Below are 15,365 nucleotides of genomic sequence, written 5' to 3'. Positions count from 1 at the left end.
AAACAAGAGCGAACATTCGACGCAGCATACTAGCTTCGGAAGGCTGGGTAGATTTACGGTTTGCGCAGCGCAAGGAGCAGGAAGATCAATCAGCCCGCCCTGCATCTGGAAGGTGAGCCTGTAAATAAATCTGTGTAACTGCCCATCCCATTACAGGTGACCGTCCAGACGGTCACCGAATTCGATAATAAAGCGATTCAATGCCGGCTTCCAATCACGGATCGGCATCGTCCATTTCTTTGAGGCCTGCTGGATCGCCAGGAAGGCCACTTTCAGTGCCGAATCATCGCTGGGGAACAGCTTGCGGCGCTTGGTGGCTTTGCGGATGACGCTGTTCAGCGACTCAATGGCATTGGTGGTGTAGATCACTTTCCGGATGGCCGGAGGATACTCGAAGATGGTGATCAGGTTGTCCCAGTGGCTGTGCCAGGATCGGGAGATCTGAGGGTACTGGCCGTCCCAGCGTTCCCCGAAGGCCTCCAACGCCTGCCGGGCTTCGTGTTCCGAGGCAGACTGGTAGATCTGTTTCAGATCGGCCGTCACGGCCTTGTAGTCCTTCCAGGACACGTAGCGCAGCGAGTTGCGAACCATGTGCACGATGCACAGCTGCACCTTGGTCTGAGGGTACTCAGCAGCAATGGCATCCGGGAAGCCCTTGAGGCCGTCCACGCAGGCGATCAGGATGTCTTCCAGACCACGGTTCTTCAGTTCCGTCAGTACCGACAACCAGAACTTCGCGCCTTCGGTCTCGGCCAGCCAGAGGCCTAGCAGCTCCTTCTGGCCTTCCATGTTGATGCCCAGGGCCAGGTATAGGGACTTGTTGATCACCCTCTTGTCCTGACGAATTTTCAGAACGATGCAGTCCAGATAGACGATGGGGTAGATCGGATCAACAGGGCGATTCTGCCACTCGTGAACCTGATCGATCACTCGCTCCGTCACCTTGGACACCAGAGTGGCCGAGATGTCGGCGTCGTACATTTCCTTGAAGGCGTCCACGATATCCCGGGTGCTCAGGCCCTTGGCGTAAAGAGCCAGGACCTGGTCATCCATCTGGGTCAGGCGGGACTGACCTTTACGGACGAACTGAGGCTCGAAGGAGCCGTCCCGGTCACGGGGAGCCTGTATCGGTACTTCGCCGTGTTGGCCCTTCAGGCGCTTGGCAGAATAGCCGTTACGGCTGTTGCCGGTGCCACGGCCTTCAAGAGCGTGCTTCTCGTATCCAAGATGCTCATCCAGTTCGGCGTTGAGTGCGGTCTCGACGGTGAGCTTGACCAGCTGCTGTGTGAGGGCTCCGAGATCTTTTTCAGACTTGATGTCCTCGGCCAGCTCGGCAGCCATAGCTTTGAGTTTTTCTTGGTCCACTTGTGTACCCACGATGGTATCCTTTTGAAAAGATTACTCAGTCGTGGGCAGTTACACAATTTGGTTTACAGGCTCGCGAGGATTCGTGTTAGGCAATCATTGGGCTTACCTTGGTAGACCTTCGGGCTTTTGTAGTGGTCAACTAATCCCGGACAGTATTTTAAGGTTTTCCTCTGCTGCAACGGGAGAAATGCCACCGTTGAACGTATGAGGCCTTTGCCGGTTGTAGTAGTCCATCAGATAGCCACCTACATCTTTTTTTGCCTCGGGCAAGTTCCGATATCCCAGGGCCGGTATCCATTCGGATTTCAGGCTCCGGAACAGCCTTTCCATCGGGGCGTTGTCCCAGCAGTTGCCGCGCCGGCTCATGCTTTGTGTCATTCGATAGCGCCAGAGCCTCTGACGGAACTTACGACTGGCATACTGACTTCCCTGATCCGAGTGGAACATAACTTTCTCTGGCTGACCACGCTGTTCCCAGGCGTGATCCAGAGCTTTTACAACCAGGTCCGCATCCGGACTGGATGACATGGCCCAACCAACAACTCGCCGGGCGTACAGATCCAGTACCACAGCCAGATAACTCCATCGCTGGCCGCTCCAGATGTACGTAATGTCACCACACCAGACCTCGTCGGGCTGCTCTACCGCAAACTCACGATCCAGGTGATTCGGGATATCCGGTCGCTCAACGGTGGCCTGCTTATAGGCGTGAGGGCCTGGCTGCTTACAGACCAGTCCCAGCTCACTCATCAATCGTCGAACCTTAAAGCGCCCGATGACAACGCCGTCGTCATTGAGCATGCCCTTGATTGTTCTGCTGCCGGCAGAGCTTCGGCTCTTAGTGAACAGGCGGTTTACCTGAGCCTTCAGAGCCAGACGCTCAACGTCTATATGGTTCCGCCGTTGGCGGTATTCGTAATAGCTGGAGCGGCTGATATCGAACGCATTGCAGACCATTTCAACAGGCATTTGCTCACTCAATTGGTCTATCAGCGCGTACGATTCAGGTCGTCCGACATCAAGAGAGCGGTAGCCTTTCTTAGTATGGTCTTCTCCATCTCAAGGCGCTTGCAGCGGGCTTCCAGCTCCTGAATCCGTCGCTGCTCCGGGGTCAAAGCTTTCCCCTTTGGGGTAATGCCTTCTCGCTCATCCGTCAGCTGTTGAACCCAGCGCCGCAAAGCACTTTCACCTACGCCCAAGGACGTACAAGCCTGGGCAATGGTGTAACCTTGATCCAGCACCAAGCTGGCTGCTTCCTGTTTGAACTCAGGAGTAAAGGAACGTCGTTTTCTGGTCATCAGACACCTCGCTTATGGTGGCGATCTTACCACCTACATTGGTGTCCGGAATCATTGAACCACTACACCCTTCACTGGCAAGTTTCTCGAATACGGCATCGACACCCTGGCCGAGAGGAATGAACACGCAGTCTTCAGGCAACGATTTGATCTCCGTCACGAGACCGGTCTGGATTTGATCCCAAAGGTAGCTGCTTGAAATCATGGCTCGGCCGCCCGAGAAATTGTTCCCTTGATCAAGAACTGGATTCCGCAATGCGGAGGTGAAGTGCACCAGGTCCTGTCGAGTTTGAAATAGGTCTCCGCAACTCTTCAAACCCAGCCAGCGCTGTAGCCCAATGAAGTCCATCATTTCCGTCAGATTGCGTCTCATTGCTCCGGCAAAACTGGCTGAGTGTTTGGCACGTTCGAGTATCTCGCCAGTCGGCAGACCTGCTTGGAGTCCTTCCTTTGCGGTTTGTAGCGCAATCACTGCTTGTTGAATACCAGGGGTAATCCCGCAAATGACCACCTTGGCTGAACTGTTAACGAACTCAAACGGAGCATAGTAGGTGGCAAAGCGCCCGTTTTCTGACAGCTTCAGCGGGGCTGGCAGGCGGTCTTTATTGATCGCAAGATCGAGAAGTGTGCTTCGAAGGGTATATGTAGGCCTTTCTTACCTTTCTGCGGCGTCTAACGCATCGAGAAATAATCCGGTCCTGGGCCTTCAGGAAACGCCGAATGAACCCGGTCCCCTATTTAGGTCTACCCAGAGTTGGAGAAATCCGGATCCTGAGTTTGGGAACGGTATGCGCAAGGGCTGTTATCCGAGATCTAAAAGTTCGACGAACCGTGCGCGGCGTTTAACCAGATCTAAATAATGATCTTTCATGTCTGGTGGCATGAGGGAGGTCTGAACTGTTTTTGGTGCCTCAGCTTTAATTTTTGCGACAAGATTGAGGATGGTTTCTCGAGCTACTGGCGCATCCAGCCCGGCCGCCTCGGCCAATTGAACGAAGTCCCCGCCGGAATAAAACCCATTTCCCATTTGTTGTAAGTACTCCGGTTCGCCATGGGTCAAAAAACTTAGAGCCATGGTCGACGACAGAGGTGAATTCGAGAACAAGGACGAGGCAAGAACATCGTATACCGGAGCCAATCTGAATGGTTGTTTCACGAAGGCAATGTTTTTCATATGATGATCGTCGTTGCCAATGAGGTAGCTAAAGACCAACCTGCGGAAAAGCTCCAGGCCGGAAGGCAAACCGCCATGTTTAATTGCCAGCTCTAGTACCACCTGATAGCTAGCGGCGGTGTATTTGTTCTCAGATCGCAGGTTAGAAGCCCCAAGTGCCTGCATCGCGTCTTCCTGGTGGATCTTTTTACCATCAGTTGTTCTGTCGAAGCGTCGAATGACGAAGACCTTGTGGCCGTCGCCCAATGAGAGGAGGGAGCACGGTGGCACGTCGAATCCAAGGTTCCTCATCAGCACCATTGAGGCGTGCTCGTTCTCGGCCGCAAAAGGGTACCGTTCCGGCGATGGCTTGAGGATAAAAGTTCCGCCCACGTCAGCCAGGTTAAGCCCGCCATCGTTGATGGTGAGATGGCACTTCATTTGGACGCCCGCGATTGAATAACCCGAAGCAAACGATGGCAGGGACTGTGTGAGCGCTCGTCTGTCCGCGGCCAGCTCGATATTGAGTGTGCTGCTGCCGAACAGCGTTTCCAGGCAGGATGAATGATGCTGAATGTAATGGCCTTCAGGGAGCGGTTGCAGGCAGGTCAAGCAATTCACGATAGTGCGTTCTCAAGCGGTTCGATGGTTACAGCTCCCGAGAGATCACGGCCATTGTTGACCAGCAGTCGCAATTCGTCGGTTTCATCAATCTTTTGTGAGAAAGACTGTAGCCGCCGGAGCCAGCCCTCACTGATCAAACCGCTAAAGAAACCATGGAGCGTGTCAGATACAAATGGCTCGAGTTGAAGGGGAAGGCTCAGGCTCAGTGGCTCCGAGGCGCCGGCAAGAAATTCTGGATCGTACTGAAACGTGAAAAGTCCGCCCCGCCGCGAAAGTTTACCCGCGATACGGTCGTGGAATTTCACGGTAGCATTGATGTTGTTGGGCAAGCGGGTATCTCCATCTCTTCGGAACAACCAAAAATTTCTAATCTACGACTGTCGTGGCCGCTCTTTTGACTAGGCCTACGCCAGCTGCTTTGTCATCGACCTTACGCTTTAGAAGACCGTTCGTCCTGCTCTTGCTCACCGGTGTCCTGGTTTGGCACCACTACAACTACTCTCCCGTCCACGTTTAATACTTGCCCCTCCCCCATCGGAATCAGCCAGGGCTCCTCCCATCGTGTATGGCCGAACACTGTCAGGCCCTCAAAACCAGAGCGTAGGGAAAGCTCAAGATCGTGATCTCCCCGTCGGTCCGGGCGACTCGGGTCGGTTGGCCCTTGGTGGAGCAGAAGGATATCGGGCTTTTTATCCGTCACACTTTCCGTCACCTGTAAGAACGACTCAGCGCTTCTTCGTTGACTGCGATGTGGATCGCCAACGATACCGGACACGCCACCAACGGTGAGCCCATAGACATCCTCAACAACATCGCCATCAAGAAGATCGACTGCATTTGAAAGCCGCTGGGGGTCGGTTAATTCATCATGGTTGCCCAGAACGCCGACCACGCGTAACGCCGCCTTGGTAAATGCTTCAAACACTGCATCCACGGGCCCAGAACCGCCGCGTTTATGGCAGTCCGGGTAGTCATAACGATCGCCACAAACGAAGATGGCGTCCGGCCGCGGAGTCTGGCCAGTTTCCACTAAGGTGTTGAGTTCATCGGCGACGACCTCACCAAGCAATCGATTGGCACCCCCAATTTCGCGGCCCTGCAGATCCGACACGAACACCAACGATCGAATGCCCGGCGGAATGCCGTTTGCAAAGGCTCGGTGGAAGGACAGCCGGCATCGTTGAGGTTGCCGAGCGCCACTGGTTCGGTAAGGCAGTTCGTGAAAGGGTGTGGTCTCGATGCCCGTAATGACGAGCGAGCCTTCGTGACGCGACTGGCTATTCACTCATCACGCTCTCGGTTCGACGGTTGATCGCGCTCCTTCATAAAATCCTCGCTGACGCCTTCACCCTCAAAGAACTCATCCCAGACCGGGTCGGTCGGGTGGTCATACTTCTTCACCGACCCACGGAGCTTTTCCAATGGTGTGAGCTCCTGCTCAAGGGGCTGAGCCAGCTCATCCGCATGAACTGTGTGGGCATTCAGACCTTTTAGCAATACGCCCTCTGTGAGCCGCTTGACCATTCTTTATCTCCATCCGGAATCATTTTTCGGTCTCTCGCCAACGATGGGCGCGCCAGAAAACGCTCCTTTAACGATAGGCCGCCCGGCAAAAAAAATCTACAAATGATTTTTTGAAAAAGGCAATAAAATCAACAAGTATGCTCAACGCATACAATTGTATTTGAGATTTTTTTGAGGCATCTTGGGTTAAAGTCGGGTGACGCCTTCACAAATGTCTGATGGCAACGGCCCAAAAATCAGCCACACCGTGCGAGTGCCCGAGTGATGAAACCTGAAACCCTTCTCGTGATCGATCTGGAAGCTACCTGTTGGGGCGACCAGCGCACGCCCGATGGCGAGCCACAGAGCGTCGAGAACATGGAGATCATTGAGCTCGGATGTGCGTTGGCCACCCGGGAAGGGCAGGTGTTGGATAGCCAGTCGTTTCTGGTGCGCCCCACTCGATACCGGGTTCTCAGTGGATTCTGTACGGAGCTCACCAGCATCACGCAGGCGATGGTTGTTGAGGCGCCGGATTTCCCACGGGCAATTCAGTTACTGAACGAATGGCTTGGAAGCCCGTCGGAGGATTTCCTGTGGTGCAGCTGGGGGAATTACGATCGCTTGCATCTGTTGGCACAAAGTCAATTAGACGATGCCAGGCCTTTGCCATTGAACTACCCACACTTGAACCTCAAAAGACTGTGGCGCCGTACCACGGGCCTGAAGAAAAAGACCGGGCTGAGCAGTGCCCTGGCATTCCACGACCTGACCTTTGAGGGCAACCACCATCGCGGGGTAGACGATGCCCGCAATATCGTGAGGCTGTTACCGTTTATGGATTGGTCTTTGGAGTCCGAACTGTTAACTCCACCGGAGATCTCCGAATGAAGCTGGTCTGCATATCAGATACCCACAGTCTGCACTGGCGAATCCCCGAGATCCCAGACGGCGATGTGTTCATTCATGCGGGTGACTGTTTGGGGCAAGGCACGCTGGAGAACATCGAAGATTTTAACGACTGGCTGGGAACGTTGCCGCACCGGCATAAGATCGTGATTGCCGGGAATCACGACTGGGCCTTCCAGGAAACCCCGGAACTGGCACGGCAAGCCCTGACCAACGCCATTTATCTGCAGGACAGCGGCGTCGAGATCGAAGGTGTCCGATTCTGGGGTTCTCCCTGGACACCCACGTTCATGGATTGGGCGTTTATGCTGGAGCGGGGCGAACCGCTAAACCAGAAATGGCGGCTCATTCCGGGCGATACTGATGTGCTGATCACTCATGGGCCACCCAGAGGCATTGGTGACGAAGCCAATATGGGATTCAAAAGCCAGAACGTTGGTTGTGCTGATCTACTGGCCTGCATTCAGGAACTTGCACTCAAAGTGCACATTTTTGGCCACATCCATGAAGGCTACGGGGAATACCAGCAGGGACAAGCAAAGTTGATCAATGCAAGCACCTGCAACGCACGGTATGAGCCGAGGAATGCGCCGATTGTCTTTGATCTTTGAGGTGGCCAAAGTTGAATAGGGGTAAGTGATATGACAGCCGAAGAACTGATCGCACAGCTAGAAAAGCTACCGCCGGAAACACCGGTGCTGGTTGAGGGCTACGAGACCGGCTTTGATGACATTGTCGAGCTCACCCCCGAACAGATTGTCCGTTACCGGCATGCTCAGGAGTGGGATGGCGAATATCAGACGCTGGACCGGTTCTCCAATACAGAGACCGAAAGGCTGAAAGCTGTGGTGATCCATGGTCGCCGAGGCCACCGGAGGTGACGTCATGACAGAGAAAAAGACCTATCACCTGGATGATCTCATAGCTCAGTGTGATCCTAACGCGCCCATGCCAGAGGTAGTTCGGGAGTGGGACCAAGCCTTCTCGGTTGGCCTGGAACAAACCGTGATGGGTGACCAAGTGGATATCCGGAATGCAGTGCTGGTGTTTCGCGACAAACTGACCGATCAGTTCGACGCCGTTCAACTGATCCTGTTTGGCAGCCGAGCCCGAGGCGATTATCACGACGAAAGCGACGCGGACGTAGCGGTTATTCTGGTTGGACAGCCCGGTGATTTCGTAGATACCAAGCTGGCGATGGCTGCCCTGGCGTTTGAGGTGCTCACTGAAACCGGCGTTCTGATTCAGGCCCTGCCGGTTTGGGAGAGTGAGTGGTGTAATCCAGACAACTACTCCAATCCTGAACTGCTTCATGCCGTCGCACGGGATGGCATTATTCTCTGGCAGAGATGACACCTGCCGACAATTCCTGGCTTCTCTTAAGGCACGTCCACGAAAAATGAGCTCTTGTAAAATGGGACACGAGCGTCCGAGAAGATCGATCGCAGTATTCCCCATTCGGGCCTTAATAGGCACAACGCCGCTTAAGTTTGTATGGGACCCAACCACTCCTCAGGAGCTGTAGGTGTTTCGCAAATAACGACCTAGCAATTCCACCATCTGCTCGCCACTGATCACGTTGGCTCTGCGCAGAGCAACAATCAGATCCTCAACATCGTCAGTGACAACTTCGTCGCCTGTGAGGCGAGTGGCAACCGTGGCAATGTCGTCATCAGGTAGTCGCTGATAAGTCACGCCATTCTGCCGGGCTAAATGCCGGATGTAGTTTTCGATGTTGCCAGTCTTCTCTGCGGGATCATCCATCGGAGGGAGGCCTTCAATCCTGATCTTCGCCCAAATTTAGCAGTTTTATCCATAGCAGATTGGGAATGACACCGTTCAACATTGCTGCATTCGATGTTCGACATCCCATAAAAATGTGCGGAAAAACCCCAAAGTTTCCAAAACGACACAAGAACGCCTGCGTATGGCCGTCCACTCCTCAGTGGGCTCACTGCGTGTGTTAAAAGTCTATACACAGACGAAAATTCAAAGTGTTCCCAAGTTTACCAATGTTGAGGATCATGCATGCAGGAACTTCATTCGTTAGGAAGCATCATAACGTCCATCCGACTAAAAAACAGCGCCTTTAGTCCACTTTCAGATCATGTTTACAGTATTAATCGGAAGCGCACCAAAAATCCTGCGCTCGATAATTTCCTCGGAGGGGTGCGTGCGTTATTTGAGGATTATGCCGAAACGTTCATGTTGGAGAACGAACTGACATTTACATCCCAAGACTGCTTAATAGAAGCTTGGGATCCGGCAGACCCATTTTTTATCCTTCTCCTCGTAAACTCGGCATCAGGGCACGTCGGCGATTATACGATAGAGCAGCTGCGTCAGGTACTGTTAGAGTTTACCTCGTCAATTCTGGAGTTCGGAGCGGATATTTTCTCACCGCCCTCGAGCAATCTTACCGCCCAGCAACGCAAGTTTGTGGGGGCGGCAGCCACAGAGTACCGTCGACAACATAAAAATCAGACAATCACCGCACCGTTTGAGTGTTCGTTTCCCAATTCAGGTCTCCAATCACTTCCCATTCAGGGCAAAATCAAACCGGCCCTATCGGAGGTCATAGACTCGAGTGACGAGGTTTTTCTGGCACTATCCGATGGGATCAAAGCGGACGATTTATCCATCTTTCTTCGGAAGCTCAACGATATGGGGCAACCTCAGACGGACCGCACAGACACATACACCGCTGAACAGGAAAACCAGCTGCGCATCGCTGCTGAAGCTTTTCTCGCGCCCATCAAGGCTATTGAGGTAACCGTGTGCAAGAGACAAGACCTCAGAGGCGTTGTCAGACGCTACGTGAAGGATATCCGGCCAGTTACCGAGGGGGAGGTTCAGACAAAAATCGCTAGCAGTCAGTTGGCGCTGTAGAGCGCCACTGACTGTCGCCCTGGGCGGTACTGATGGTGCCGGGGTCTATTTGGATCAGTACACCGACAGCGAGAAATGCCAGAGCGAGCTCAAACGAATTGCGCACAATTCCAGTCTTAGATCGCGAGAGTATCAGGCCGCCATAGTCGGTCACGCGAGCATTCGTGCGTCGATCATTCATATACACTGGAAAGCCATCCAGGTTGAATCTGATTGAGGAGTCCGGATGCACATCGAAACCAGCAGCCCGCATTTCGGTCATGATCTCCGCGTGTCCATTTTTTGCAACAACCTTAAATTGACTACTCGGTACTTGAAACAAATCCGTAACGTGTTTTGCCAATGCGAAATGTGAAGCCTGGTACATGAGCAGCTGGCGATTTGGGCTCACCATGTAGCGAAGTTCATCCAGGTAATCGGCCGAGACACCGCTCCAACCAAGGACCTTTTCTTCACTTAAAGACTCAGCGTGATGGATCAATCTACTCCAGGCTTGATCCGAAAGGGTCTCCAGCAGAGCATTAGGACAATCCTCACCCTTCAGTTTTACGTTTTTGTCAGTGGGTGAACTAAACCTCATGCGATCATTTGCGAGGTTGATGACCGACTTCAACTGCGCCTGAACGTTAGGATGAATCTTCATGAGCTCTGCGGCCCGCTCGTAGCGTTGCCCCAACCCCACAAGCCGAAGCGTTCTCAAGAGGGCACCTAAAGTAGGGGCCGGGTAATCCAGCGCAGTAACCATCTCCGGAGATGCTGTTGGCGGTCTCGTTGGCAGTTCGGAGATTTGAACAGCTCCGGATAGTTTGTGGGTCCGCTGGTGGACAACCGGAGTCAACTGATCGATCCAATCCGTCACCAGGTGACAGTAATTTTTGAGCCCTGTACTCGGAAAGCGATGCCCCATCAAGCGGCCTGCTGCCATTGCACTGCGACGTGAGACGCCAACCGCCTCACCCAGTATCAAACGTTTTAGGGCGGGATGATCGAGCGCGTCCGTCAGCTTATACGACAGAGGGCTATCGAGGCCGAACAGCGCTGGAACGATCCGGTTGTAAAAACTGTGGCGACTGTGATGAAGAACCAGTGTGGGATTGCCCGTTACACTGCGAAGAATACGAATCAACGCTTCGGATATCCGCGGCGCAAGACTGGTGAGCACCGGAACCCCTTTGTCTGAGGTTTCACAGAGAATGGGCCGGTTGGTTTCTGGCCAGGCAATCGTTTGATAGCGGGCCAGAACACTATCAATGAGATCCTGCTCGATCTCAGACAGCGAGAAGAGCAAAGGCACAGCGCGGCGGCTTGGTTTGCTTTTCAGTTTTCGGTATTGATTATTTTGAACCAAAACCCAGCGGAATCGGTCGTCTTCGCACCAATCTCTGCGCAATAGATTGATTGCCTCCTTGGCTCGCAAGCCAAATCGGTAGGTCAGGAGAAGAACAAATCCCAGCATCCTCTTATCATCGACCTTCAGATTACAGTCTTCCTGAATGACCTGTTGCGCAGCCTGGTACTCAGTTTCAGTGATCAGCCCAGGGCTCACCGACCGATAATCACTGGCGATATCCAGCTCACCCCACTCAGGAGAGGCCACGCCGTACCGTGAGGCCCAATTAAAAAAATCCTTGAGTCTTTTCCCGAACGCTCCGGTGTACCGGGATGTTAGAGATTTGTACTCCAGCATTTCAGCGCACAGTTCCGTGATCTCATCGCTGTCGAGGCCCACCAAATCAACGTCATACAGCAAGCCCCGAACGGCCGGGGACAGCAAGCTCCAATAAGTCGTCAACGTGTTCTTTGCGAAAGGATCAAATCTCTTTCGCCATTTAGCCTTTCCACGCCGAGCATGATCGGCAATCCATAGACCACTGAGAATCATGCTCGGGCTGATCAAGCCGCGGTAGTTCTCGCAAATCGTTTGAATACTTTTATCGCACTCAAGGGCTTTGGACTGTCTCGGCTCATAATCATTCAACGCAGCCGTAACGAGTTGAGTGAAGGTTTTGGCATTTTCCTGGAGTCGAGTCTTATCGGTTTCCTGATCTCGTAGGCGCGTTGGAAGTCTTGACGGAAGTTCGGCAGCCTGAGCCTCGTCACTTGGCAAATCAATAACGCGGTCATGAAGGATGCGGGCGAAATCCCATAGAGAAACACTGGTGGGTGGCGCGCGGTCACTCAACGCTGCCGCAACGATGCCAGGCATATCAGCTAGGTTGGATTGATTGATGACATTGCACAGCCAGTCAATCAGTTCCAACATTGATGGATCAGGATGACCTGAATGGTTGTCATGATAGATCGCCAACAGGCCCTTGAATTCGGTTATCTCCTTGGGCGCCGGCAGAGTGGCTCCGTTCTTCTTACCCCGCCCGTGGGCCAGCAAGCTGGCGACCTTAAAACTGATCTCAAGCCTCTGAACCGGCGTGACGAAATCATCGGACGTAAGTGTTTCGCTGTACTCAAAGAAATACTGACGCTTGTGTTGAATCAGACGAAAATTCTCTCCCTTGATCACATCGAGCAATAACTGCTGGTATCCGAGCCGCTTTTCCACCGACAACAGCACGGCGCCCAGGCAAAGGGCACGGGTTTTCGACAGCTTCGCCTTGTAAGAGGATCTGTTTGTTAACTCAGCCCAGTGTTGCAAGCGGTCACACACCGTCAGAGACGCTGCAATGTCTGGACTCATCAATGATCGCTCATCGCTGACCTTGATGATCCGTTTTTTCAGTATTTTCTGCCTTGCTGCGCCAGAGGCCAGCGCGCCATCCCGTACTTTCTGGTCGCCACCTTCGGGCTCAGTTATAGAATCGGTCTCTTGCTCGGGTTGTGTCATGAGCTTGGTAAAGACCCGAAAACGAACACTGGCCTGCGGGTGCGGCAGGTGGTTTTCTCTCAGCAGCATCCGATTACTCAGCCGGACCAGTTCGTCATCACGGATTTCGTTGAGTGATCGCCCATTCAGGATCAGCTCAATATCTGCACGGGCTTGTTGAATCGCGGCTTTGAGTTTTTTCTTTCGCTCACGGGCTCTGGCTCTCTGCCCAAACACTTCGGGCTCTCTATAGCTTCCTGGTGGGGTTTCGGCTAGAAACAGCAGGGGAGGCTGCTGGACTGATGCTGGAAGCGCAAATGGCAGTGAACGGACCACCTGTTCAATCACTTCGCGATAGTTCTTAGCGTCTTCTGCCCAACATCGGGCGGAAAAATCACCATAACTTGCCGCCCCGCGTTCCGCATGCCCCATCCACCCTTCGATGACTTCCGGGTCAACCCCTTCTTTCAATAGCCGCTGGGCATACCTATGGCGAAACAAGTTATTGGGCAGCCCCCAGTTGAACAGCGAACAACCCAGATCAGCTGCATCAGCCATGGAGTGCCAGCGAAGATGATCATCAAGAAGAAAGAACAACGGTATGCTTGGCATGGCCGGACGTCTTTGGGCCGTTTCAGCAATTTGTTCCGCAAACTCTGGGCGGTGGGTACCGATAGCCTGACTCAAGTGGTTCAGATGATTAAGATAGAGCGTCAGCAACTCCATCGCAGCCTGCGGTAATGGCACCAAACGACCGTTATGAAGCCCGTCATCATTCTTGTCGTTGATGTAGACGCACTGGCGCGAAAACGAGAAGTGATTAATCGATTCAAACGGATCCCTCAACGGGCGGGCGCCGCTTGCAGCGTAAAGTGCCGTTACAACGTACTGGGCCATCGTATTGTGATAAAAAACAAGCCCTCGTCCTCTTGCTTGCTCGAGCTTTTCCGTGGCTTGCTGAATTTCCTCGGACAGAACCGACTCAAGGGGGGCCAGAAGACTTCCCATCACATGAATGGAATCTTGCTCGTTGGGCCCTTGCGTTACTTCTAGCTGTAAGCCTTTTTCGATCGCTTTAACGTCCCAAGTAGCGTAGCTACAAGCTCCCGGAAGTGCGCTTCTCGGATGTGACGCCAACAACCTCGAAAAGCTGAAGTCGCCGCTTCGACCGAATAACTGCTGACCTTTGCATTGCGCCAACTTTGCGCTGGTGACCCGAGGAAAGTGCTTCTCAGCCTGGCCATTGAACCAGGTTTCCAGCTTGATCTCCGACAGCCTACTCCAAACCGCCCCTAGGGTTAGCTCCGTACTAGACTCGTTGGCATCAACCACCCACTCCAGGGACTGCTTAATCCTTTCTGGAACGATGATGGTTAGATCGTCACGGAATGGCTCGACGAGATTCCGACTAACCTCATCAGGACGCCACGCACTGTGGCGTCTCGGCGATCGCCGCTTCAGAAACATGAAGTCTGGGCTCAGACTCCATTCATCGGTCATCTCGGTTCCAATTGGTATTCGCTCAACCAGCTGAAGTGACCGAGATAACTGCATGGCTGCCCAAACCAGAACACCGCCAAACCGGTCTCTCCTGTCCATCGTTTGCAATGTGCGCTCAACCCAGGACTCGACCAACTGAACCTCAGGAGGCAAAAGGCTATCCCAGGTCCACGGCAGATAATGGGCCAGCTCCATCGTCTGCATGAACACACTTCCGGAGCTGAGAGTTTGCTGGGCCGCACTATCCGTTGGATCAACTTCGGTGACGTACGAAAAGGTTTCGCCCTCATCGTCATCAGAAACCGAGGGGATAACACTGTACGTCGAGTCTCCAGACTCGAACGGCAACTCATCAATCGGGGAGGGCTTGGGTCTTAAATGAAGGGGAATCGCAGTGGTTTTTGCTGAAGTTCGCGATTCGATTTGGTGATACGAGCCGCTCGCGATGGAGAGTATCGCATTGAGAAATTCGTTATGGCTTTTCGGGCGAGATTTTACTTCCCTCATCACACCTGCCGCATTCTCCATTGCAGAGGTGAAGTTCTCAAAGGAATTTGGAGCGGAGCCGATCAGCTTCTTTGTTCTACCCAGTAACTCGTCAATCAATGCCCAACGACTGTCGAGCGAGTCGGCTTGTAAGAACCTGGCCGCACTGCTAACGGAGGTATCTGCAACACAATCAAAATCAATGAGCCGAATCGCTGCTTGACCAATGAGCCAGATACGCAAGCGCCGTCGATTACAAAAGACTTCTTCATCCGTGTTAGCGGCCAGCGGGTTAACAATCAAGCTCAACAAAAAAGTTCGGCTTGCGAGATCTTTGAACTGTCGCTTGTTCCTCTTAGCACCCCCGCCGTGCCCAATGCTGGGGTAGAGTTTGGGTAACCTTGAATCAGAGGCAAACCCGTCAGCGAATTTCTTCAGCTCGTGGACAACTGGGTTGAATGACCAGTCTGAGAGGATGGACTCGGATTCAGGATGCCGTAACTCCTGCACCAGGTTTTCAAAGCCAACCGTGAACTCGTCTAAGCCTAGGATGTGGAAACTCAGCTCGACCGGAAACTCCAGTCCTTGATCTACCGCCCAATGACACAGGTCACCAAAGCGCTCTCCGAGCCTTAAGGTCATATTGTCCGCAACAGCCACCGAAGATCTGTGCCAATCCTGCGCCACTTCTTTTGTCATTGATTGCTCTTAATGCCATGGCGAAATTATGAGCAATCATCACTTATCATGTGATTTAATGCAATCTTAGGTATTTTAGCGACTATTTATAAGTCGCTATCGCTGTCCTTCTCATAAC

The 15,365-nt window shown here is 53.1% G+C and carries 14 protein-coding genes; 5 read left to right on the top strand and 9 right to left on the bottom strand.

What is annotated here, in order from left to right; all coding sequences use genetic code 11:
• Positions 1-150: 150 nt before the first annotated feature.
• The 7 genes from RVM24_RS08900 to RVM24_RS08870 all read right to left on the bottom strand — a co-directional run bounded on the left by RVM24_RS08900 (position 151) and on the right by RVM24_RS08870 (position 5,967).
• Positions 151-1,365 (bottom strand): IS256 family transposase, encoded by a 1,215-nt coding sequence (locus RVM24_RS08900; RefSeq protein ID WP_058092339.1) that lies wholly within the window; start codon positions 1,363-1,365, stop codon positions 151-153.
• A gap of 138 nt (positions 1,366-1,503) precedes the next feature.
• Positions 1,504-2,666 (bottom strand): IS3 family transposase gene (locus tag RVM24_RS08895; RefSeq protein WP_156471739.1). Its coding sequence is split into 2 segments (ribosomal slippage): positions 1,504-2,411 and positions 2,411-2,666, totalling 1,164 coding nucleotides; the frame shifts between segments, so codons are not numbered across the junction.
• Complete coding sequence (locus tag RVM24_RS08890) at positions 2,635-3,138, bottom strand: hypothetical protein (RefSeq protein WP_061331783.1); 504 nt, start codon at positions 3,136-3,138, stop codon at positions 2,635-2,637. Before RVM24_RS08890 ends, RVM24_RS08895 begins: the two co-directional genes overlap by 32 nt.
• 330 nt (positions 3,139-3,468) lie before the next feature.
• Positions 3,469-4,431, bottom strand: coding sequence for a type II toxin-antitoxin system HipA family toxin (locus RVM24_RS08885; protein ID WP_156471740.1), 963 nt, complete (start codon positions 4,429-4,431; stop codon positions 3,469-3,471).
• A gap of 5 nt (positions 4,432-4,436) precedes the next feature.
• On the bottom strand, positions 4,437-4,772 hold the full coding sequence (locus RVM24_RS08880; protein WP_058092321.1) for a HipA N-terminal domain-containing protein: 336 nt from the start codon (positions 4,770-4,772) through the stop codon (positions 4,437-4,439).
• 101 nt (positions 4,773-4,873) lie between these two features.
• Positions 4,874-5,728, bottom strand: coding sequence for a metallophosphoesterase family protein (locus RVM24_RS08875; protein ID WP_068351594.1), 855 nt, complete (start codon positions 5,726-5,728; stop codon positions 4,874-4,876).
• The gene (locus RVM24_RS08870; protein ID WP_374815468.1) at positions 5,725-5,967 is read right to left on the bottom strand and encodes a hypothetical protein; all 243 of its coding nucleotides are present in this window, start codon (positions 5,965-5,967) and stop codon (positions 5,725-5,727) included. Before RVM24_RS08870 ends, RVM24_RS08875 begins: the two co-directional genes overlap by 4 nt.
• 264 nt (positions 5,968-6,231) lie before the next feature.
• Between RVM24_RS08870 and RVM24_RS08865 the strand changes: the two genes are divergently transcribed.
• The 4 genes from RVM24_RS08865 to RVM24_RS08850 are packed head-to-tail and all read left to right on the top strand — an operon-like array spanning position 6,232 to position 8,208.
• On the top strand, positions 6,232-6,837 hold the full coding sequence (locus RVM24_RS08865; protein WP_412535733.1) for an exonuclease domain-containing protein: 606 nt from the start codon (positions 6,232-6,234) through the stop codon (positions 6,835-6,837).
• Complete coding sequence (locus RVM24_RS08860; protein WP_068351597.1) at positions 6,834-7,466, top strand: metallophosphatase domain-containing protein; 633 nt, start codon at positions 6,834-6,836, stop codon at positions 7,464-7,466. The genes RVM24_RS08865 and RVM24_RS08860 overlap by 4 nt, the downstream gene beginning before the upstream one ends.
• A gap of 30 nt (positions 7,467-7,496) precedes the next feature.
• Positions 7,497-7,736 carry a hypothetical protein gene (locus RVM24_RS08855; RefSeq protein ID WP_058091375.1) on the top strand — a complete coding sequence of 80 codons (240 nt, stop codon included), beginning with the start codon at positions 7,497-7,499 and terminating at the stop codon, positions 7,734-7,736.
• A 4-nt stretch (positions 7,737-7,740) separates the two neighbouring features.
• Complete coding sequence (locus RVM24_RS08850) at positions 7,741-8,208, top strand: nucleotidyltransferase domain-containing protein (RefSeq protein WP_082888517.1); 468 nt, start codon at positions 7,741-7,743, stop codon at positions 8,206-8,208.
• A gap of 159 nt (positions 8,209-8,367) precedes the next feature.
• Here RVM24_RS08850 and RVM24_RS08845 read toward each other — a convergent pair whose 3' ends face one another.
• A complete protein-coding gene (locus tag RVM24_RS08845; protein ID WP_058091376.1) occupies positions 8,368-8,619 on the bottom strand; it encodes a hypothetical protein in 252 nt (83 codons plus the stop codon).
• A gap of 264 nt (positions 8,620-8,883) precedes the next feature.
• Here RVM24_RS08845 and RVM24_RS08840 point away from each other — a divergent pair, with 264 nt between their 5' ends.
• Positions 8,884-9,744 (top strand): hypothetical protein, encoded by an 861-nt coding sequence (locus RVM24_RS08840; protein ID WP_058091377.1) that lies wholly within the window; start codon positions 8,884-8,886, stop codon positions 9,742-9,744.
• Here the strand turns inward: RVM24_RS08840 and RVM24_RS08835 are convergent.
• Positions 9,722-15,247, bottom strand: coding sequence for a site-specific integrase (locus RVM24_RS08835; RefSeq protein WP_058091378.1), 5,526 nt, complete (start codon positions 15,245-15,247; stop codon positions 9,722-9,724). The two genes, RVM24_RS08840 and RVM24_RS08835, sit on opposite strands and share 23 nt — an antisense overlap.
• Positions 15,248-15,365 lie beyond the last annotated feature (118 nt).

Origin of the sequence: Marinobacter sp. KM021 (assembly GCF_050707965.1) — a bacterium.
In the GTDB taxonomy this organism is placed as follows: domain Bacteria; phylum Pseudomonadota; class Gammaproteobacteria; order Pseudomonadales; family Oleiphilaceae; genus Marinobacter; species Marinobacter shengliensis.
Note: the sequence above shows the minus strand (reverse complement) of the source record. Positions and strands in the feature narration are given on the sequence as shown.